This window comes from Micromonospora musae, assembly GCF_003626545.1.
GTDB lineage: Bacteria > Actinomycetota > Actinomycetes > Mycobacteriales > Micromonosporaceae > Micromonospora > Micromonospora musae.
The window spans coordinates 244,777-264,259 of sequence record NZ_RAZS01000006.1; the positions used below are offsets into that span (position 1 = coordinate 244,777).

21 protein-coding genes are annotated in these 19,483 nt (G+C 74.0%); 11 read left to right on the forward strand and 10 right to left on the reverse strand.

Going from position 1 to position 19,483, the window contains the following annotated elements; all coding sequences use genetic code 11:
* Window positions 1–1,815 (reverse strand): tetratricopeptide repeat protein, encoded by a 1,815-nt coding sequence (locus D7147_RS18525; protein ID WP_120679328.1) that lies wholly within the window; start codon window positions 1,813–1,815, stop codon window positions 1–3.
* A gap of 189 nt (window positions 1,816–2,004) precedes the next feature.
* On the opposite strand from D7147_RS18525, the gene D7147_RS18530 reads away from it, so the two are divergent.
* A complete protein-coding gene (locus D7147_RS18530) occupies window positions 2,005–3,036 on the forward strand; it encodes an SIS domain-containing protein (protein WP_120679330.1) in 1,032 nt (343 codons plus the stop codon).
* A gap of 25 nt (window positions 3,037–3,061) precedes the next feature.
* Complete coding sequence (locus D7147_RS18535) at window positions 3,062–4,678, forward strand: PAS domain-containing sensor histidine kinase (RefSeq protein ID WP_120679332.1); 1,617 nt, start codon at window positions 3,062–3,064, stop codon at window positions 4,676–4,678.
* 23 nt (window positions 4,679–4,701) lie between these two features.
* On the opposite strand, the gene D7147_RS18540 is transcribed toward D7147_RS18535, so the two are convergent.
* On the reverse strand, window positions 4,702–6,150 hold the full coding sequence (locus D7147_RS18540) for a glycosyltransferase family 39 protein (protein WP_407663368.1): 1,449 nt from the start codon (window positions 6,148–6,150) through the stop codon (window positions 4,702–4,704).
* A gap of 365 nt (window positions 6,151–6,515) precedes the next feature.
* On the opposite strand from D7147_RS18540, the gene D7147_RS18545 reads away from it, so the two are divergent.
* From D7147_RS18545 to D7147_RS18555, 4 genes are read left to right on the forward strand one after another with little or no spacing between them, the layout of a single operon-like run.
* Window positions 6,516–8,228 carry a nitrite/sulfite reductase gene (locus D7147_RS18545; protein ID WP_120679334.1) on the forward strand — a complete coding sequence of 571 codons (1,713 nt, stop codon included), beginning with the start codon at window positions 6,516–6,518 and terminating at the stop codon, window positions 8,226–8,228.
* Window positions 8,225–8,386 carry a hypothetical protein gene (locus D7147_RS32695; protein ID WP_187398655.1) on the forward strand — a complete coding sequence of 54 codons (162 nt, stop codon included), beginning with the start codon at window positions 8,225–8,227 and terminating at the stop codon, window positions 8,384–8,386. Before D7147_RS18545 ends, D7147_RS32695 begins: the two co-directional genes overlap by 4 nt.
* Window positions 8,383–9,171 (forward strand): phosphoadenylyl-sulfate reductase, encoded by a 789-nt coding sequence (locus D7147_RS18550; protein ID WP_407663364.1) that lies wholly within the window; start codon window positions 8,383–8,385, stop codon window positions 9,169–9,171. Before D7147_RS32695 ends, D7147_RS18550 begins: the two co-directional genes overlap by 4 nt.
* The gene (locus D7147_RS18555) at window positions 9,153–10,010 is read left to right on the forward strand and encodes a sirohydrochlorin chelatase (RefSeq protein WP_120679336.1); all 858 of its coding nucleotides are present in this window, start codon (window positions 9,153–9,155) and stop codon (window positions 10,008–10,010) included. Before D7147_RS18550 ends, D7147_RS18555 begins: the two co-directional genes overlap by 19 nt.
* Window positions 10,011–10,165: 155 nt before the next feature.
* Here the strand turns inward: D7147_RS18555 and D7147_RS18560 are convergent, their stop codons facing one another.
* Window positions 10,166–10,423: a WhiB family transcriptional regulator gene (locus D7147_RS18560; protein ID WP_076472094.1), complete on the reverse strand. Its 258-nt coding sequence runs from the start codon at window positions 10,421–10,423 to the stop codon at window positions 10,166–10,168.
* A 442-nt stretch (window positions 10,424–10,865) separates the two neighbouring features.
* Window positions 10,866–11,816 (reverse strand): diacylglycerol/lipid kinase family protein, encoded by a 951-nt coding sequence (locus tag D7147_RS18565; protein ID WP_120679338.1) that lies wholly within the window; start codon window positions 11,814–11,816, stop codon window positions 10,866–10,868.
* Here D7147_RS18565 and D7147_RS18570 point away from each other — a divergent pair.
* Window positions 11,815–12,252, forward strand: coding sequence for a hypothetical protein (locus D7147_RS18570; RefSeq protein ID WP_407663365.1), 438 nt, complete (start codon window positions 11,815–11,817; stop codon window positions 12,250–12,252). The two genes, D7147_RS18565 and D7147_RS18570, sit on opposite strands and share 2 nt — an antisense overlap.
* A 12-nt stretch (window positions 12,253–12,264) precedes the next feature.
* Here the strand turns inward: D7147_RS18570 and D7147_RS18575 are convergent, their stop codons facing one another.
* The 3 genes from D7147_RS18575 to sodN all read right to left on the reverse strand — a co-directional run bounded on the left by D7147_RS18575 (window position 12,265) and on the right by sodN (window position 13,630).
* Complete coding sequence (locus D7147_RS18575) at window positions 12,265–12,672, reverse strand: ATP-binding protein (protein WP_120679864.1); 408 nt, start codon at window positions 12,670–12,672, stop codon at window positions 12,265–12,267.
* A 32-nt stretch (window positions 12,673–12,704) separates the two neighbouring features.
* A complete protein-coding gene (locus D7147_RS18580; protein ID WP_120679866.1) occupies window positions 12,705–13,160 on the reverse strand; it encodes a GNAT family N-acetyltransferase in 456 nt (151 codons plus the stop codon).
* 65 nt (window positions 13,161–13,225) lie between these two features.
* On the reverse strand, window positions 13,226–13,630 hold the full coding sequence (sodN, locus tag D7147_RS18585) for a superoxide dismutase, Ni (RefSeq protein WP_120679342.1): 405 nt from the start codon (window positions 13,628–13,630) through the stop codon (window positions 13,226–13,228).
* Window positions 13,631–13,655: 25 nt separating this feature from the next.
* On the opposite strand from sodN, the gene D7147_RS18590 reads away from it, so the two are divergent.
* The 3 genes from D7147_RS18590 (at window position 13,656) to D7147_RS18600 (ending at window position 16,438) form a co-directional block, all read left to right on the forward strand.
* Complete coding sequence (locus D7147_RS18590; protein WP_199734201.1) at window positions 13,656–14,063, forward strand: S24/S26 family peptidase; 408 nt, start codon at window positions 13,656–13,658, stop codon at window positions 14,061–14,063.
* A 143-nt stretch (window positions 14,064–14,206) separates the two neighbouring features.
* Window positions 14,207–15,385: an NAD(P)-dependent malic enzyme gene (locus tag D7147_RS18595; protein ID WP_120679344.1), complete on the forward strand. Its 1,179-nt coding sequence runs from the start codon at window positions 14,207–14,209 to the stop codon at window positions 15,383–15,385.
* Window positions 15,386–15,475: 90 nt separating this feature from the next.
* Window positions 15,476–16,438 (forward strand): zinc-binding dehydrogenase, encoded by a 963-nt coding sequence (locus D7147_RS18600; protein WP_120679346.1) that lies wholly within the window; start codon window positions 15,476–15,478, stop codon window positions 16,436–16,438.
* Window positions 16,439–16,456: 18 nt separating this feature from the next.
* Here D7147_RS18600 and D7147_RS18605 read toward each other — a convergent pair whose 3' ends face one another.
* From D7147_RS18605 to D7147_RS18615, 3 genes are all read right to left on the reverse strand, one after another.
* Entirely contained in the window at window positions 16,457–17,422 is a 966-nt protein-coding gene (locus D7147_RS18605; protein WP_120679348.1) for an alpha/beta hydrolase family protein, read from the reverse strand.
* Window positions 17,423–17,622: 200 nt separating this feature from the next.
* Window positions 17,623–18,228, reverse strand: a complete 606-nt coding sequence (locus tag D7147_RS18610) for a nucleotidyltransferase domain-containing protein (RefSeq protein WP_120679870.1) — start codon at window positions 18,226–18,228, stop codon at window positions 17,623–17,625.
* 37 nt (window positions 18,229–18,265) lie between these two features.
* Window positions 18,266–19,153 (reverse strand): alpha/beta hydrolase family protein, encoded by an 888-nt coding sequence (locus tag D7147_RS18615; RefSeq protein ID WP_120679350.1) that lies wholly within the window; start codon window positions 19,151–19,153, stop codon window positions 18,266–18,268.
* 154 nt (window positions 19,154–19,307) lie between these two features.
* On the opposite strand from D7147_RS18615, the gene D7147_RS32700 reads away from it, so the two are divergent.
* Window positions 19,308–19,481, forward strand: coding sequence for a hypothetical protein (locus D7147_RS32700; RefSeq protein WP_199734202.1), 174 nt, complete (start codon window positions 19,308–19,310; stop codon window positions 19,479–19,481).
* The last annotated feature ends 2 nt before the right edge of the window (window positions 19,482–19,483 follow it).

Below are 19,483 nucleotides of genomic sequence, written 5' to 3' on the forward strand. Positions count from 1 at the left end.
TCAGGGGCGGCGGAGCGGGGCCGTGAGGCGTCGCCAGAGGCGGGTGAGCGGGTTGCGGGGGCGCGGCACCGGGGCCGCCGTGGCGATCAGCGCGGCGGCGAGCTCGCGGGTCTCGGCGTCCAGCGCCGGCGCGGCCAGCGCCAGGTGGGCCAGCGACGTGGCGATGGGCACCGGGCGGGTCCGGGCCGCGGCCGCCGCGTCGGCGATCCGCCCGGCGACCACCCCGGCCACGTCGGGGCGTACGGCCGGGTCGACCCAGGCCGCGGTGACCAGGGCGAAGAGCGCCGCTTCCGTGACCCAGTCCTCCACGCCCCAGACCAGGTCGAGCAGCACCCGGCGGCGAGTGGAGCCGTCCCACGGCTCGTCGGTGCGATGGTGCAGCAGCCCGAGGCAGGCCCAGACCTGCACGCAGCGCACCCAGAGCGTCGGGTCCTGCGCGGCCAGCACTCGGCCGACCGCGGTGGCCGGTGGCTCGGGCGGGTGCACCAGCAGCCCGACCAGGTCCGTCAGCTCCAGCGTGGCGAGCCCCACCGCCGCGTCGTACGCGGCCGGCGGGTGCGGCCACGCCGGGTGCGCGAGCTGGCGGAGCCGGTCGGCGGCGGCCACCGAGGGCGTCGGCACCGCGGGTACCGGGACGCCGTCGTCGTAGCGCCAGAGCCGCTGGGCGTCGGCGCGCCGGGGCTCGCGAGCCTCCGGTGAGCCGTCGCCGTCCACCTCGACCCGCAGCCCCGCCCCCGTGATCGTCCGCAGCGCGCTCGGTGCGGGCGGGGTCGGCAGCCGTACGGTGGCCGCCCGGTCGCCCTCCGCGGCCACCCGGCGCAGCGCCTCGGCCACCGGCCCACCGGCCGGCGTCAGCTGCCCGAGCCACGGGCGGCCCCGGCAGCACTCGGCCAGGTCGCCGTGTTCGTGCGTGTCGTCGGGGTGGTCCCGGATGAAGTCGGCGAGCGCGACCAGGTGTGCCACGTCTCCGTCGCGCAGGTAGCGCAGCCGATGCGCGGTGTGCACCGCGCAGTCGAAGGTCGGGTCCCGGCCCAGCGCCCGGTCGATCCAGTCCAGCGCCTCGTCGAGCCGGCCGTTGTCGGCCAGGGTGCCGGCGATGTCGGCGTAGACGGCGAGGTCGTCGGGGTCGTGCTCGATCGCCCGGCCGAGCGCCGCGAGCGCCTCCCGGGTCCGGCCGGCGCTGCGGTACGCGTAGCCGAGCCAGACCTCGCCGAGCTTCGTCGGTTCGGCGCGTACGCCCCGAGCGGCCCAGTCGATCGCGAGGGCGACCTCGCCGAGTCGCCGGGCCAGCGCGGACGCCGCGCCGAGCAGCAGCGCGTGCTCGGGGTGGGCGGTGACCGCGTTGCGGGCCAGGGTGAGGTACGCGGCCAGCGCCGGCCGCCCGGCGCGCGGCACCGGGTCGGGAACGGCCGCGCAGACCTGCATGAGGATCCGCGCGACGTGCTCCGGCGTGACCCGTTGGGTCAGCTCCGGCGCGATCACCCACGGCACCCCGGCCCAGTCCGTCTGCGGGGCGTAGCCGGTCGCCGCAGCGAGCAGGTCCAGTCCGTCCGCGGGTTTCCCGGCCGCCGCGAGCAGGTGGGCGCGTGCGACCGCGGCGCCGACGTAGGTGTGCTGGTCGAGCGGGAAGAGGTCCACCCCGCCGCCGCTGATCGCGGCGAGCCGGGCCAGCGTCTCGTGCGCCTCGGGCAGGGTCGGCGCCTGCGCCAGCGCGCCGGCCACGTGTCCCGCCGCGTGCTGCAGGTCGCCCTCCGTCAAGGCCAGCCGGGCCAGGGCGAGCTCCTCCGCGGCGGAGAGCGCGGCGTCGTCGGGCACGTCGTCCTTTCGTCGTCCGGTGGCGGAATCGAGCCGGGACAGCCTAGGTGATGTTGAACCGCCATGGTGATCGGCTGCGCACTACTGCGCGTTCGATTGCTCAGGCCAGATCAAAGATGCAAGACTGAGCAGGAAACGCGCGGCAACCGCGCAGTGGGAGGAGTTTCCGTGACGCGTGCAGGGGCCGGGATGGCCGCCGACATCGACGAGCAGCCGGCCGGCTACGAGCGGTTGCTCTCCGCCGAGCACGCCGGGGCGATCGCCCGGGTCGCCGCCGTGATCGCCGAGCGCCGGCCGCGGCACGTCGTCTTCACCGCGCGCGGCACCTCGGATCACGCGGCGCTCTACGGGGCGTACCTCACCGAGATCCGGCTCGGCCTGCCCGCCGGGCTCGCCTCGCCGAGCGTCGTCACGCTCTACGGCGCTCGACCCGACCTCTCCGACGCGCTGGTCGTCGGGGTGAGCCAGAGCGGCGGCTCGCCGGACCTGACCGAGGTGCTGCGGGAGGCCCGCGCCTCCGGAGCGCTCACCCTCGCGGTCACCAACGCGCCCGACTCGCCGCTCGCCGCCGCCGCCGAACTCAGCGTGGACGTCGCGGCGGGCCACGAGCGAGCGGTCGCGGCCACCAAGACGTACACCGCCGAACTGCTCGCCCTGCTCCTGCTCGTCGAGGGCGTCCGGGCCGGCGGCGGGCCACTGCCGGCGCAGGAGCAGGCCGCGCTCGCGGCGCTGCCGGAGCTGGCCGCCCGTACCCTCGCCGACCCCACCCCGGCCCAGCTGGCCCCGCGCTACCGGTTCGCCGCGCAGCTGGTCACCACCGGCCGCGGCTACGCCTACCCGACCGCGCGGGAGGCGGCGCTGAAGCTCATGGAGACCTCGTACCTGCCGGCGCTCGCCTTCTCCGGCGCCGACCTGCTGCACGGCCCGCTCGCCATGACCGACCCGGACGTGCCGGTGCTCGCCGTGGTCGGCTCCGGGCCCGGCGGGCGCTCGATGGAGAAGGTCCTGCCCCGGCTCGGTGAGCGCCGCGCCGACGTGGTCGTGGTCGGCTCCGCCGACGTCGAGGGGGCCACCCGGATCGCCGTCCCCGAGGTCGACGAGCGGTACGCCCCGCTGCTGGACATCCTGCCCCTGCAGCGGCTCGCCCTGGCGCTCGCCCTGACCCGGGGCGAGGATCCGGACTCCCCACGCGGGCTCAAGAAGGTCACCGCGACGATGTGAGGCGGCGCGTGGCACGCTAAAGCACGTGTCCACGCTGCGCGACCTCGCCGAGGAGCACACCCAGCTCCGCCCGGCGGACATCGACCACCTGCACCGGATCGCCGGAGACTGGCAGCTGCTCTCCGACATGTCCTTCGCCGATCTGCTGCTCTGGGCGCCGGTGGATGCCGACGGCACCTTCCTCTGCGTCGCCCAGGTACGCCCGACCACCGCGCCCACCGCCTACCAGGACGACCAGGTGGGCCGGATCGTCGGCGGGCCGGAGGTGGCGCACCTGGAGGTCGCCTACCGGCAGGGCCGCATCTGGCGGGAGGGCGACCCGGTCTGGTACGGCGACGTGCCCGCCCGGCACGAGGCGATCCCGGTCCGGCTGCGTACCGCCGACGGCGAGGCGGGCGAGGTGGTGGCCGTGGTCGGCCGGGACACCAACCTCTCCACCGCGCGTACGCCCAGCCAGCTGGAGCTGAACTACCTGACCACGGCCGACGACCTGGCCCAGATGATCGCCGACGGCACCTTCCCGCCGCCCCGACACCCGGGCGAGACCACCTCCGCTCCCCGGGTCGGCGACGGCCTGGTCCGGCTGGACGCGAACGGGAAGGTCACCTACGCCAGCCCTAACGCGCAGTCCGCGTACCGGCGGCTGGGTTACGCCTCGCACCTGGTCGGCGAGGACCTGGCGGCGCTGCACCGCCGGCTCGCCAACGACCCGCTGGAGGGGACCGACGCGGCGAACGCCGTCCTGGCCGCGCTGCGTGGCGACGCGCCGCCGCGCCGGGAGATCGACGCCCGCGGCGCCACCGTGCTGACCCGGGCGCTGCCGTTGATGCCCGCCGGGGTGCCGATCGGCGCGCTGGTGCTCGTCCGCGACATCACCGAGGTGCGCCGCCGGGACCGCGCCCTGATCACGAAGGACGCCACCATCCGGGAGATCCACCACCGGGTGAAGAACAACCTGCAGACCGTCGCCGCGCTGCTGCGCCTCCAGGCCCGGCGGGTCGCCATGCCGGAGGCCCGGGTCGCGCTGGAGGACTCGGTACGCCGGGTGGCCTCGATCGCGCTGGTGCACGAGACGCTCTCCATGTCCAGCGACGAGGCGGTCGAGTTCGACACCATCGTCGACCGGGTGGCGAGCGCCGCGACCGAGGTGGCGGCGACCGAGGTGCCGGTCGGCATGCGTCGCAAGGGGAGCTTCGGCGTGCTGCCCGCCGAGATCGCCACGTCGCTGGTGATGGTCCTCAACGAGCTGCTGCTCAACGCCGTCGAGCACGGCTTCCCACCGGCGGGCGACGAGGCGGAGGCCGTCGAGCACGGCTTCGCACCGGCGGGCGAGGAGGCGGAGGCCGCCGGGGCGGGGGAGCCGCCGGGGGCTGGTGACCTGGCGAGCGCGCCGGAGGTGGTGGTGGCGGCGCACCGGTTCCGCAAGCAGCTGCACGTCACGGTGACCGACAACGGGCGGGGCCTGCCGGCGGGCTTCGACGCCGACAGCGGCGGGAACCTCGGCCTGCAGATCGTCCGGGCCCTGGTCACCGGCGAGCTGCGCGGCAGCATCGAGCTGCGCGACGCCTCCGGCGGCGGCACCGAGGCGGTGCTGGTCGTACCGCTGGCGCGCGGCGGCGAGCCGGGGCGCTCCGCCTCCTGATCGCCGCGCCCCGGCCGCCCGGGTCACCGGGTGAGCAGGGCCAGCGTGAGACCCGGGCGCTGCCAGACCTGCGTGACGGTGAAGCCGTCCCGCAGGGCCGCGCCCTTGGCGCCGGAGACCGCGGCGACCGGATCGGTGTGCCGGCCGGAGAGCACCAGCCAGAGCCGGGGCACCCCGGCCAGGCAGTCGGCGGGCCGGCCGCACTCGGTGGCCCAGAGGTCACCGCGCCGGGCCGCCCCCTCGACCAGCAGCGCGTCGCGGGGGCGCCGGTCCCGGAGCTGGTACTCGATCCCGAAGTCGAGGAAGAGCCAGCTGCGCCGGGGTGAGTAGACGATCGCGTCGCCGGGGCGCTGGTTCGCCGCGATCACCTCGGCCACCGCCCGGTAGTCGATCGGCGCGCTGCGCGGCCACTCGTGCGTACGCCGCAGCGCCGCCTGGTCCGGCCCGCCGAGCAGCCCGGCCAGGACCACCAGGGCGAGCCCGCCGGGCAGCGGCACCGCCGCCAGCGCCGCCCCGGCCAGCAGGCACGCGAACGGGACCACGAAGACCAGGTAGCGCGGCACCCAGATGGGTACGGCCAACCCGGCGACGAAGAGCAGGAAGACCGGCAGCAGCACCGCGGCGCCCGGCAGCAGGGCACGCCGGCCGAGCCGGGCGGCACCGAGTACGGCGAGCCCCACCAGCATTCCACCCACCACGCTGCTCTGCGCCACCCCGCCCGGCAGCGTGGTGAGATCGCTCGGCCGGACGAGCTCCACCCACTGCAGCTGACGTCCGCGCTGCGACCGGGCGACCAGCGCGAGCGGGGCCACCAGCAGCACCGCCGGCAGCACGGCCGGCACCCAGAACCAGCGCCGCCGGTCGCCCCCGCCCGCGGTGAGCCCGGCAGGGTGGGTGGCGAGCACGGCGACCGCGTGCGCGGCGAGCAGGGTGAGGGCGATCAGGTGGGTCAGTCCGAGGGCGGCGAGGGCCGCGGCGTACCCGATCCAGCGTCCCCAGCCGGGTCGGCACAGCGCGTCGACCAGGAGCAGCGTGGCGAGGATGGCGAAGAGGCTGGCCAGCGCGTAGGGGCGGGCCTCCTGGGCGTACCGGGACGTGCCGGGTAGGAGCGCGAAGAGCAGTCCGGCGAGCAGCCCGGCGCGGGCCCCCGCGAGACGTCGGCCGAGCAGCGCGGTCAGTGCCGCCGTACCGGCCATGGCCAGTACCGACGGGAGCCGCAGCGCGACGATCGAGTCGCCGGCCAGCGCCGTCCAGAAGTGCATGAAGAGGTAGTACGGTCCGGTCGCCGCGTCGATGTTGCCGGCCAGCCGGACCAGGTCCCGCACCGAGCGGCTGGCCGCGTTCCACGTCGCCAGCTCGTCCCGCCAGAGCTGTGCGCCGGTGAGCCCGTAGCCGGTCACCACCAGCGTCAGTACCGCCGGCGCCAGCCAGACCGCGGTCTCCCGCAGGCCGCGCCGGGCCGCGGGCGGCACCGCGCCGCTCGCCGGCGGGGTTGCCCGATGCCGCCTATCGGACTTTTCGCCCACGGGTCGAGCCTATCGACGGCGCCGGCCCGTGATGTGGGATCAGGCACGCGATCGTTGGCTGCGCCCGGGTGGGTGTGGCAGCATGACGGGCATGACTGCCGCCGTCGTGCGTCGCTTCGTGGCCCGCCGCCACGTCGACTACGGCCGCGTGCGCAGCGCGATCTGTCCGGCCCACTGACGACGCCCGACTCATTCATCTCGGGCGCGTTCCGCGCCGGCTTCTCCGACATCGCTGTCCTCAGCCCGTCCTGACGGGCCGCCGTCGCGTACGCGCTCCCACCGAGGTCCAGCAGACGACTGAGGAGGCCGCGATGGCGGTCAGCAGCATCTCCACCCGGCCCGAGGATCCGCCGACCCGCCCCGCCAGGGCCCCGCGCCGCCCGCGCGGCGAGGGGCAGTGGGCGCTCGGGCACCGCGAGCCGCTCAACCCCAACGAACGGACCAAGAAGGACGACGATCCGCTGAACGTCCGCGCGCGGATCGAGACCATCTACGCGCACCGCGGCTTCGCCTCCATCGACCCCGCCGACCTGCGCGGCCGGCTGCGCTGGTGGGGCCTGTACACCCAGCGCAAGCCCGGCATCGACGGTGGGCGTACGGCGGTGCTGGAGCCGCACGAGCTCGAGGACGAGCACTTCATGCTCCGGGTACGGATCGACGGCGGCCAGCTCTCCCTCGCCCAGTTGCGGACGATCGCCGCGGTCTCCCAGGAGTTCGCCCGAGACACCGCCGACATCACCGACCGGCAGAACATCCAGTTCCACTGGATCCGGATCGAGGACGTGCCGGAGATCTGGCGGCGGCTGGAGTCGGTAGGTCTGCAGACCACGGAGGCGTGCGGCGACTGCCCGCGGATCGTGCTGGGCAGCCCGGTCGCCGGCGTGGCCGAGAACGAGGTGGTCGACGCGACCCCGGCGATCGACGAGATCGTCCGTCGGTACGTGGGCAACCCCGAGTACTCCAACCTGCCGCGTAAGTTCAAGACGTCGATCTCCTGGCTCGCGGACACCCCGTACGAGGCGAACGACATCGCCCTACTCGGGGTGGAGCACCCCGAGCACGGCCCCGGCTTCGACCTCTGGGTCGGTGGCGGGCTCTCCACCAACCCGATGCTGGCGCAGCGGCTGGGCGTCTGGGTGCCGCTGGCCGAGGTGCCCGACGTCTGGGCCGGCGTGGTCGGGATCTTCCGCGACTACGGCTACCGCCGGCTGCGCAACCGGGCCCGGCTGAAGTTCCTCGTCGCCGACTGGGGCGTGGAGCGCTTCCGGGAGGTGCTGGAGAAGGAGTACCTGGGCCGCACGCTGCTCGACGGCCCCGCCCCGGAGCTGCCCGGCAAGCCGATCGACCACATCGGCGTGCACCGCCAGCACGACGGGCTCAGCTACGTGGGCGCCGCCCCGATCGTCGGCCGGGTCTCCGGCGGCCAGCTGGCCCGCCTCGCCGACGTGGTGCAGGCGCACGGCAGCGACCGGGTACGGCTCACCCCGTACCAGAAGCTGCTGGTGCTGGACGTGCCGTCGGAGCGGGTGGAGTCCCTGGTCACCGCGTTGCGCGGGATCGGTCTGGAGGCCCGGCCGTCGGCCTGGCGGCGGGGCACGATGGCCTGCACCGGCATCGAGTACTGCAAGCTCGCCATCGTCGAGACGAAGGCCCGGGGCGAGGAGCTGGTGACCCGGCTCGAGCAGCGGCTCCGGGACTTCGACGCGGACATCTCGATCCACCTCAACGGGTGCCCGAACGCGTGTGCCCGTACCCAGGTGGCCGACATCGGGCTCAAGGGGCAGCTGGTCCTCGGCCCGGACGGGCGTCAGGTGGAGGGGTTCCAGGTGCACCTCGGCGGTGGCCTCGGCATGGCGACCGGGCAGACCGCCGGCTTCGGCCGCAAGCTGCGCGGCCTGAAGACCACCGCCGAGGAGCTTCCGGCGTACGTGGAACGGCTGGCGCGCCGCTACCTCGCCGGCCGGCAGGAGGGTGAGGCGTTCGCCCAGTGGGTGATCAGAGTCGACGAGGAGGAACTGCGATGAGCAGCGAGAACCGAGCGGCACCCCTGTACTGCCCGTACTGCGGCGAGGAGGACCTGCGGCCCAACGAGGCGAGCCACGGCGCCTGGGAGTGCCACGCCTGCGCCCGGGTCTTCACCGTCAGGTTCACCGGTCTGCTCGGCCGGGCGGTGGCCCGGTGAGCGCGGAGGTCGCGCCGGCCGCGAGGTCCCTCGTGTCGGCGGTGAACCTGGCTCTGGTGGGCGCCGGCGGGCCCGCGCCGGCCGACGCCGCCCGGCGTGATCCGCAGGAGCTGCGCGCGCTCGCCGAGGAGGCGGGCCGGGAGCTGGAGGGCGCCCCGGCGTTGGAGATCGCCCGCTGGGCCGCGGAGACCTTCGGCGACCGGTTCTGCGTCACCAGCTCGATGGCGGACGCCGTGCTGGCCCACCTGGTGTCCCGGGTCGCGCCCGGGGTGGACGTGGTCTTCCTCGACACCGGACTGCACTTCCCCGAGACGCTGCGGGTACGCGACGAGGTGGCCGGCCGGCTGCCGGTGCGAGTGCGTTCGGTCCGGCCCCGGCTGACGGTGGGGCAGCAGGACGGCCAGTACGGTCCCCGGCTCTTCGACCGGTCCCCGGACGACTGCTGCCAGCTCCGCAAGGTCGAGCCGTTGGAGCGCGCGCTGACCGGCTACGACGCGTGGGCGGCCGGGCTGCGCCGGGACGAGTCGCCGACCCGGGCCAACACGCCGGTGGTCACGTTCGACCCGCGGCGCGGCAAGGTGAAGGTGAATCCGATCGCCGCCTGGACCCAGGCGGAGGTGGACAACTACATCGCCCGGTGGGACGTGCCGGTGAACGAGCTGTTCAAGCAGGGGTACGGCTCGGTCGGCTGCTGGCCGTGCACCCGGCGGACGAGAGCGGGGGAGGACCCGCGCGCGGGCCGGTGGGCGATGTTCGAGAAGACCGAATGCGGTCTGCACACCTGAGTCGGCCGATCCGGTCCGTGCCCGCCCCGGTGGCGGCACGGGCCGCCGATCCGGTCCTGCTGGTGGCGCACGGCAGCCGTGATCCGCGAGCTGCCGCGGCGACCCGGGCGCTGGTCCGGGCGGTGCGCGCGGCCCGCCCCGGCGTCCCGGTCTCGGCGAGCTGGCTGGACCACACGGCCCCGGGGCCGACCGAGGCGTTGCGGGCGCTGGCCGTCGCCGGGCAGCAGCGGGCCGTGCTGGTACCGCTCTTGCTCACCGCCGCGTACCACCGTCGGGTCGACGTTCCGGCGGCGGTGGCCGCGGTTCGGGCCGCCGAGCCGGGCTTCGCGGTGCGGGTGACCGACGTGCTCGGGCCGGTCGGGGCGGAGGTGGATCCGGCGTTGCTGGCGGCGCTGCGGCGTCGGCTGGTCGAGGCGGAGCCGGGTCGGTTCGACGCGCTGGTGCTGGCGGCGGCGGGTACCCGGGACGCGCGGGCCCGTGGTTCGGTGGGTCGGGTGGCGGCGGCGCTCGGCCGGGAACTTGAGGTGCCCGTCCGGGTGTCGTACGCCTCGGCGGCTCCGCCGTCGGTCGGGGCGGCGGTGGCTCGGCTGCGCGCGCAGGGGGCTCGCCGGATCGTGGTGTCGGCGTACTTCCTGGCTCCCGGTCTCTTCCACGACGCGGTGACGGCGGGCGCTCGGGACGCGGGTGCGGCGGCCGTCTCGGCTCCGCTCACCGACGCGCCGGAGCTGGCGGGTCTGGTGCTGCGGCGGGTCGACGCGCTCCGCGCCGGGCCGGACCGGCGCGGGAATCCGGTTCCGGCCGTTCCGCTCGCTGCGGCCACGCGAATTGACGCTGCGTGACTGCGCTCGCCGTCACTCTCCGACAGATCGGTACGGTCGGAGGATGCCGCTGCGTGACGATCTCCGGTGCGCCGCGCTTTCGGCGGCGAATTTCCGGGTGCGGACAGCGAAACGCCCCGCGGGTTCACCCGCGAGGCGTTTCGCTGTGTCGTGGTTCAGGCGGAGTGGGCGCGCAGCACCCGGAGGCCACCGCGGCGCTTGAGGGCGCGCCGCTCCTCCTCGCTCATTCCGCCCCAGACGCCAGCGTCCTGACCCGACTCGAGCGCCCACTGCAGGCACTGGTCGGTCACGGAGCAGCGCCGGCAGACGGCCTTGGCCTGCTCGACCTGCAGGAGAGCCGGGCCAGACGTCCCGATCGGGAAGAACAGCTCCGGGTCCTCGTCGCGGCAGACAGCATGGTGACGCCAGTCCATGGCGGCAACACTCCTCATTCTGGATGGGTGGCAGTAATGCTTTGGTGCTTTTCCTATATGCGTCCGCATCGCCGGTCGTAACGGTTCGCGTTCGACTATTCGGCTATGCGTGAGCAGGCTGCTGGCCCCGGGGACCTGCTGGAACAACTCCGCTTCGTGAGTATGTCCAGGCGATGTCCCGGTAACTCAAGTTCGCTTGTGAATACTTTCACGAACTCACGCAATGTCAAGGGTGACGCTCGGAAAAACTCCGTGCGGTGAGCAAGCCCACAACCCATTTGTCCGTATTCTTGGGCCCTCTGGTTACCCGGAGTGCCACAGTCGAGGATCAATATAGTACGGATGAGGTATCAACGCTGACATTTCCGGCACCCTTCCTTCGGCGTGGCGGCCTCTCGCGTTCGGTGCGACGGCCGCGTCAACCTGCGGTGGTACCCGAGGCCTAGCAGATTACTCTCAGTGCGGCGGGAACGGATGCAAATCTGACTTTCTCCCGCTCGCCGAGATAGTCACCGTCGAGCTGGAACGCCTGCGGGCGGCTGGAGACCAGCGTGAACTCGGCGACGTCGTGCAGGCGCAGCGCCCCGCGTCCCTTGGGGTCGGGCCGAGTGGAGAAGAACTGGGTGACCGTCCGTGTCGTACTCGGCACCCGTAGTTGGCGCAACGCGAGGACGTCGAGGCCGAGGTCGAAAGAGGCCCCGGGATTGGGATTGACCTCCCGGTCGCCCACGTACGTCCACGGCGCGGTGTTCTGGATGATCGCCGTGGAGAGCCCCTCCTCCGCCGGTTCGCCCGGCCGCTCCAGCCGAACGGCCGGATGCCGCCGGTCCGAGGCGAGGAAGTACTGGCTCAGCATTGCGCGCAGGTAGAGACCGGGGCTGGAGACCCGTCCCCGGCGCCGCGCCTGCTCCACCCGGTGGATCACCGCGGCGTCCAGCCCGAAACCGGCGCAGAAGGTGAAGTAGCGGTCGTCGGCCCGGCCCAGACCGATCGTCCGGTAACGACCCAGACGCAGCCCTTCGAGGATCATGCTGGTCCCCTCCGGCCACTCCCGTGGCAGACCCAGCGCCCGCGCGAAGACGTTCGTCGACCCGCCTGGCACGGTGGCCAACGCCGGCAACCGCTCGGCCGACGACGCCGCGCCGGGCATGGTGGGCGGCTGCGCCGCCATCAGGCCGTTGACCACCTCGTTCACCGTGCCGTCGCCACCGAGCGTGACGACGACGTCGACGCCCTCCTCGGCGGACTCCCGCGCCAGCGCGGTCGCGTGCCCCCGTCGACGGGTGTAGCGCACGGTGAGGTCGACCTCGCTGCGCAGCGCCCGGACCAGCACGTCCCGGCTGCGCTCGCTGGTGGTGGTGGCCTTCGGGTTGACCACCAGGACGGCCCGCATGGGCGGCACTGTACCTCTCGGTAGCCCGAGTATCGTGGCGCGCGTGACCACCGACGCAGACCCGATTCCCGTCACGCTCCGCTGGGCCGTACGGCTGCTGCGCGCCGAAGCGCTCGCCGTGGGGCTGATCGCCGTCTGGCTGATCTGGGCCGACCTGACTGCGGAGACCACCGTCGGGCTGACCTCGGCGCTGCTGGTGACGGGGTTCGCGGTCGCCGGCGCCGTGGCGCTCTGGGCGCTCGGTGCGGCGCTGAACCGCCGCCGCGCGGGCGCGCGCGCCCCGTCGATCGTGCTCCAGCTGATGCTCCTGCCGATCGGCTGGTACATGATCCAGGGCGGGCTGGGCTGGCTGGGCGTACCGCTGATGGCGCTCGGGGTCGGCGTGAGCGCGCTGCTGGTCGCCCCCGCGAGCAACCGGGCCCTGGGCTTCTCCTGAGCCGTCGGCCGCTCAGTAGCCGGTGGACCGCCGGGTGAGCAGCGAGATGGTCGCCCGCCCGTCGCCCGCCGTGGCGGCGGCGGACGTGGTGAGCGCGGTCAGCACCTTCCAGGCGAAGGACGACTCCGCGGGGAGCGTGGCGCCGCGCACGGTCGGCACCGTCACCTCGACGGTCAGCGCGTCCTCCGTCACCGAGAAGCGGCACTCCAGCTCGGCGTCCGACGTGGCGATCGCCAGCAGCATGGCGCAGGCCTCGTCGACGGCGATGCGCAGATCCTCGATCTCGTCGAGGGCGAACTGCAGCCGGGCCGCGAGGCCGGCGGTGGCGGTGCGGAGCACGCCAAGGTAGCCGCCGTCAGCGGGCACAGTGAGGTGCACGACATCGTCATCGGTGGCCGCCTGGCCGGTCAGTTGAGTCACCACTCATCCCCCCGGTCGGGGACTCTACCCGCTCAGACGGTCGTACGCGTGGGGGCCGTCACCGCCTGGCGGGCCAGCTCGTGCAGCGCCTCGCCGCTGAGCCGGTACGGAACCCACTCGTTCTCCTGCCCCGCGCCGATCGCGGCGTAGAAGCCGGCCGCCGGGTTCCAGTCGATCATCATCCACTCCAGCCGGCGGTAGCCCCGCTCGACGCAGATCGATGCGAGGGTGGCCAGCAGGAGTCGACCCGCGCCGCTGCCCCGAGCCGTCGGACGGACGTAGAGGTCCTCCAGGTGGATGCCGTGCACCCCGGCCCAGGTCGAGAAGTTGAGAAACCAGAGCGCGAACCCGAGCGGCTCGTCCTGCGCGTCCACGGCGACGTGGCCGAAGAGCGCGGGCGCCGGACCGAACAGCGCGGTGGTGAGCTGCTCGTCGGTGAGGTGGCACTCGTCGGGGGCACGTTCGTACGCGGCGAGTTCGTGCACCATCGCGACGACGGCCGGTACGTCCTCGGGACGTACCGGCCGGATCGTCGGTGCCGGAGCTCCGGGCGTCACGCCTTCTTGGTCTCCCAGAAGATCTTGGCGATCTCGTCGATCTTCTGCAGCAGCTGCTCGGCGGTGGCCGGGTCGAGGCTGCCCTTGACGCCGCCGGAGCCGGCGAGCTTGGTGGCCTCGTTGAAGAGCTGGTGCAGGTTCGGGTACTTCTCGAAGTGGGGCGCCTTGAAGTAGTCCGTCCAGAGCACCCAGAGGTGGTGCTTGACCAGCTCGGCGCGCTGCTCCTTGATGATGACCGCGCGAGTACGGAACTCCGGGTCGGTGTTCGCCTGGTACTTCTCGCAGATCATTTTCACCGACTCGGCCTCGATGCGGGCCTGGGCCGGGTCGTAGACGCCGCAGGGCAGGTCGCAGTGGGCGCTCGCCGTGACACGGGGCGTAAGGATGCGTGGAAGTCGCATCGGGATCCTCCATGGGAAGTTTGCGATGATCCAAGACGACATTACTCCTGGACCGGCTCCCCGACCCGGTGGAGGTGAAACCGTGCCATCCAGTCACCCGGCGGAGCCGCACCGGCTGCGTCGGCCGCTGACCGCGGTCCTGGTGAGCGGCCCGTCCATGGCGCCCACGCTGCGCCACGGCGACGCGCTGCTGGTGCGCCGGGGCGGCCGACCGGTGCGCCCCGGCGACGTGGTGGTGGCGGTGTTCCGCAGCCGCCCGGACCTCCTGGTGGTCAAGCGTGCGGTCCGGCCGCAGGACGGCGGTTGGTGGCTGCTCGGGGACAACGACCTGGTCACCGACGACTCCCGGGCGTACGGCGTGGCCGACGTGCGGGGCCGGGTGCTGGCCCGCTACTGGCCCCGGCCCGGTCGGGTCCGAGCCCGACCGTTATGACCCTGCTCACGTCCGGCGGTCACCGCCGACACTATGCTCGGAAAGTGCCCGGGTGACCCCCTGCACCGCGTGCCACCGCTCGCCGCCCACCTCGCGCCGCGAGCGAGCCGCCCCGTCTGCTCGACAGAGTTCTGGAGTCACCGATGCCTTCGTCCCGCGTGGACCCCGCCGATCCCGTCTTCCAGCTGCACCGGGGCGGCAAGATGGCCGTCGCCTCGACGGTGCCGCTCACCAGCCGGGAAGACCTCTCCCTCGCGTACACCCCGGGAGTCGCCCGGGTCTGCGAGGCGATCGCCGCCGACCCGGCCCTGGCCGCCGACTACACCTGGGCCTCGCACACCGTCGCGGTGGTCACCGACGGCTCGGCGGTGCTCGGGCTCGGCAACATCGGTCCCCGCGCGGCGCTGCCCGTGATGGAGGGCAAGGCGGTGCTGTTCAAGCAGTTCGGTGGCGTCGACGCGGTGCCCGTCTGCCTGGACACCCAGGACGTGGACGAGATCGTGGCGATCGTGCGGGCGCTCGCGCCGTCGTTCGGCGGGATCAACCTGGAGGACATCAGCGCACCGCGCTGCTTCGAGGTGGAACGCCGGCTCGACGAGGCGCTGGACATCCCGGTCTTCCACGACGACCAGCACGGCACCGCCATCGTGGTGCTGGCCGCGCTGCGCAACGCGGCGACGCTGCTCAGCCGCAAGCTCGGCGACCTGCGGGTGACGGTCAGCGGCGCCGGCGCCGCCGGGGTGGCCGTGACGAAGATGCTGATCGCCGGCGGGGTCGACCCCGACCAGGTGGTGGTCTGCGACTCCAAGGGGATCATCGGCCGGCACCGCACCGACCTGACCGGTACGAAGGCAGAGCTGGCCGCGACGACCAACGCCGACGCCCGTACCGGCGACATCACCGAGGCGCTGCGCGGAGCCGACGTGCTGATCGGCGTCTCCGGCGGGCAGATCCCGGAGGCGGCGGTGGCCGGTATGGCGGCGGACGGCATCGTCTTCGCCCTCGCCAACCCCACCCCCGAGGTGCACCCGGAGGTGGCGGCCCGGCACGTCGCCGTGGTCGCCACCGGGCGCAGCGACTACCCCAACCAGATCAACAACGTGCTCGCCTTCCCCGGGGTGTTCCGGGGCGCGCTCGACGCCCGGGCGACCCGCATCACCGACGGGATGAAGGTGGCCGCCGCCGACGCCATCGCCGGCGTGGTCGCCGAGTCGCTCACCGCCGAGGCGATCGTGCCGTCGCCGCTCGACCCGCGGGTCGCCCCCGCGGTGGCGGAAGCGGTCGCCGAGGCGGCCCGCCGGGACGGTGTCGCCCGCGCCTGACCCCGGCCCGCCCGTGAAGCTGGAGAAGGCCCTTTCCTGTCGCGTTCGGCACAGGAAGGGGCCTTCTTAACGGGCGCTCAGCTTGTTACCGTGCCGACCATGCGTGCCGCCTTCGCCTCCCGCTTCGATGACGCCAACCCGCTCGCCGCGCTCAGCGTGGGGGAGCGGCCGGAGCCGACCCACCCGGCCGACGACTGGGTGACCGTCGAGGTGCGGGCCAGCTCGCTCAACCACCACGACCTCTGGTCGCTACGCGGTGTCGGTCTCACCGAGGCGCAGCTGCCGATGATCCTCGGCTGCGACGCGGCGGGGGTGGACCCGGAGGGCAACGAGGTGGTCGTCTACCCGGTCGTCCCCACCCCGGGCGACCCGCGCGGGCTCTCCATCCTCTCCGAGCACTTCCCGGGCACGCTCGCCGAGCGGGTGGCCGTACCGCGGGCGAACCTGGTGCCCCTGCCCGCGGGGCTGGCGTCGGCCGACGCGGCCTGCCTGCCGACGGCCTGGCTGACCGCGTGGCGGATGCTGACCACCAAGGGCCGGGTGGACGAGGCCGACTCCGTGCTGGTGCAGGGCGCGGGCGGTGGGGTGGCGACGGCGGCCGTCGCGCTCGCCGTGGCCATGGGCAAGCGGGTGTACGCGACCAGCCGCGACGCCGGCAAGCGGGAGCGGATCACCGAGCTGGGCGCGACCGGCGTCGAGCCGGGTGCCCGGCTGCCGGAGCGGGTGGGCGTGGTGATCGAGACGGTCGGCGCGGCCACCTTCGACCACTCGCTGAAGTCCGCCGCGCCCGGCGCCCGGATCGTGGTCTCCGGCGCCACCGCCGGGCACGAGCCGAAGGTGAACCTGCGCCGGGTCTTCGCCATGCAGCTGGAGATCCTCGGCACCTCGATGGGTACCCCCGGCGAGCTGTACGAGCTGCTGACGTTCTGCGCGGACCGGCAGGTCCGCCCGGTGGTCGACAGCGTGGTGCCGTTCAGCAAGGTCGAGGAGGCCTTCGCCCGCCTGCAGACCGGCGAGGTCTTCGGCAAGGTGGTCGTCGACCACACCGCCTGACCCCGCCGAGGTGCGCGGTCAGAGGTGGTTGTCGAAGGTGGCCAGGCCACCGCGGGTGGCATCGGACGCGATCCGGCCCTTGGCCGCCGCGTCGCCGTAGAGGGACCAGCGGAGGAACTCGACGGTGGTGTCGGCGACCACGCGCAGCGCGGCGCCGTCGGAGAGCAGCGCCCGCCCGTGGTCACCCTCGCTGAGGCTGAGCATCGCCTTCGGCCAGGGCACCGCGTCGTAGACGGCCTTCCCCGCCGCGTACTCGATCACCTCGTCCAGCTCGCCGTGCACGAAGAGCTGCGGGGCGGTCGCGCCGGCGAACGCCGTGCCCACGCCGAGCGACGTGCCGGCGAAGACCACGCCCGCGTCCAACCGCTCGTCGCGGCCGGCCGTGAAGAGGCCGACGGTGGTCACCCCGCCCGCCGAGTGCCCGGCCGCCGCCACCCGGTCGGCGGCGAGCCGGCCGCGCAGCGGGTCACCCGCCGCGCCGTCGAGCGCGAGCACCCGGGTCAGCGCGTACGACACGTCGGCCGGCTGGTTGAGCACGTCGAGCACGTTCCCGTCGGCGCCCCGGGAGGTGTGCGGAAAGGTCGGCGCGGCCACCACGAAACCCGCCGCCGCCCAGCGGGTGAGCAGCGCCCCGTAGTCGTCCGGCCGGCCGCCCAGCCCGTGACTGAACATCACCACCGGGAAATCCCCGTCCGCCGCCGCGACGGAGCGCTCCGGATCGCCGCCGGCCGTCCCGGCCGCCGGGTACCAGACGGTCACCGGCAGGGAACGGTCGTCGCGCTTCAGCTGCAACTGTCGTACGCCGACCGCGAAGCTCTCCGTGGGCGCGTTGCCCGCGGGCACCCGCGGTGTCGGCGTGGTGCTCGTCGACCGGTCCGCCGGGGCGGCTGGCCGCTCGGCGGTGGGCGCCTTCGCGGAACAGCCCGTCAGGCCGGCCGCGAGGAGGCCGGCGGTGAGCAGGGTGGCCCTCCAGCGACGGGACATGAATCCGATTGTGCCCGGATCCCGAGGCTGCCGGTCCGGTATCCGACGGACCGTGGTCGGCCGCGCACTCGACACCGCTCTGACCGGGGCCCCTCCGACGCGGACCTGCGCCGCAGGCTCGTTCCGCTCGGCGCTGGTCGCGGGCGCGACAGATGGCGTTGAGCCTGATGACTCCGAGGTATGAAAATGCCCCAGAGTCATCAAGCTCGTTCGGAACCCTCGTCCGTCCAGGCAGCGCGCGGCACCGGGGAACGGAGCTGCGCGGGATCCTCGCCGGTCGCTGCCGAGGTGATGAGGGACGCGCGCAGCCGGGCCACGTCATCGGCGTCCTTCGGCCGGCGCGGGCGCTCCGGCATCCAGACCGGGAACATCTCCTTGAACTCGATCTGCGCCGCCACCGAGATGATCGGCGCGGTGTGCGACCCGATCTCTCCGCGCGGACCGTCCAGCATCCCGGCGGGCAGCGGGGTGCCCGTCCACGGGCCACCGCCCACGGTGACCCGGCCGGTGTCGTCGCGGGACAGGTAGGCGAAGCTCACCTCGACGTCGCCCCGGAACAGGTCCAGCTGAACCTCGACCGGCATCCGGGGGTCCGGGCGCCAACCCCGGCCGGTCAACGTCGCGGCCAGGCGCTCCGCGTCCGCACGCCAGCAGTACCAGTCGACGTCGACGTGCGGGCGGGTCACCTGACCGAGGTGGAAGTCCATCGCCCAACCTCCGCGCAGCCACACCTCGATGCCGGCCGCCGCGGCCGCCTCGACGACGTCGTCGACGCTCGCCAACTGCCGCTCCGTGAGCCCGTCCACCCGCAGACCGTACAACCGGACCGGACCGCCGATGAGGTCAGAAGGGTCGGCGGGACTCGTAGCGGGTCAGCGGCGGCGAGTTCGCGTCGGCGGGAAGGCGGTCACGGGCGGCCCGGTCGCCGTAGAGGGTCCAGCGCAGAAAATCCGTGATGGTGGCGAAGACCTGCTCGAAGGCCGGCTTCCCCGGGATCAGGTACTCGCCGTGGCCCTGCCCGAGCACGCTGACGAAGCCGGCCGGGCCGGGGGCTCGGTGGTACGCCGCGCGCCCCACCGCCAGCGGCACGATCGGATCGGCGGTGCCGTGTACGAAGAGCAGCGGGGCGGGCTGCCCCGCGAGACCGCCCGCCATCCCGCCCCCCGCGACGATCACGCCGGCGCGCAGCCGGGACGAGTGGCCCGCGGAGAACATCCCCGCGGTGGTGTAACCGCCCGCCGAGTGGCCGGCCGCCGCGAATCGGGCCACATCGAGGTGCCCGGCGAGCGGGTCGCCCCGGTGCGAGTCCAACCGGACCAGGTGCCGGATCAGCCGCCAGCAGTCGGCCGGCTGGTGGCGTACGTCCGCCCTGGTGAACCGGGCCGCGCCGCGCCGCGTGTGCGGGAAGGCGGGCGCGGCCACCACGAAGCCCGCCCCGGCCCAACGGCGGGTCAGCCCCGCGTGCAGCTCGGGCAGGCTGTCCAGGCCGTGGCTGTAGATCACTACCGGGAACCGCCCGGCGGCCACCGCCCCGTCCCGAACCGGGTACCAGACGGTCACCGGCAGGGGACGCGCCGAGCCCGGATCGAGAGTGAACGTACGCACGCCGACGGCGTACGTTCCCTCGGGCGCCCGGCGCGTCGGGTCCGGCTCCCCGCCGACGGCGCCGGCCGGCGCGCAGCCGGCGAGCAGCACCGCCACCAGCGCGGCCAGCAGCCGCCTCGTCCCCATGGTTCCACGGTAGGGGCCCGAGCCGGGCCGCACGCCCCGCCGTCCGGGTCGGGCCGTCGCACCCGGTGGCCGGGTCGCGCTCCACCGCCCGGTCCACGCCCGCGTCGGCGATGCGGCACGACCGGCCTGGACCGGTTTCGCTAGGGTCACTCGCATGCCTGAGACCCACAGCGACCCGAGCGGCAACACCGAGGCCTTCCGTGCCTTCGTCCACACCCCCGAGCCGGAGGCGCCGGTGGCGACCGCCAGCCGGCTGCCGTTGATCATCGGCGCGGCCGCAGTCGTCGTGGTGCTGGTCGCGGTGGCCGTCTGGCTCGCGGCCGGCTGAGC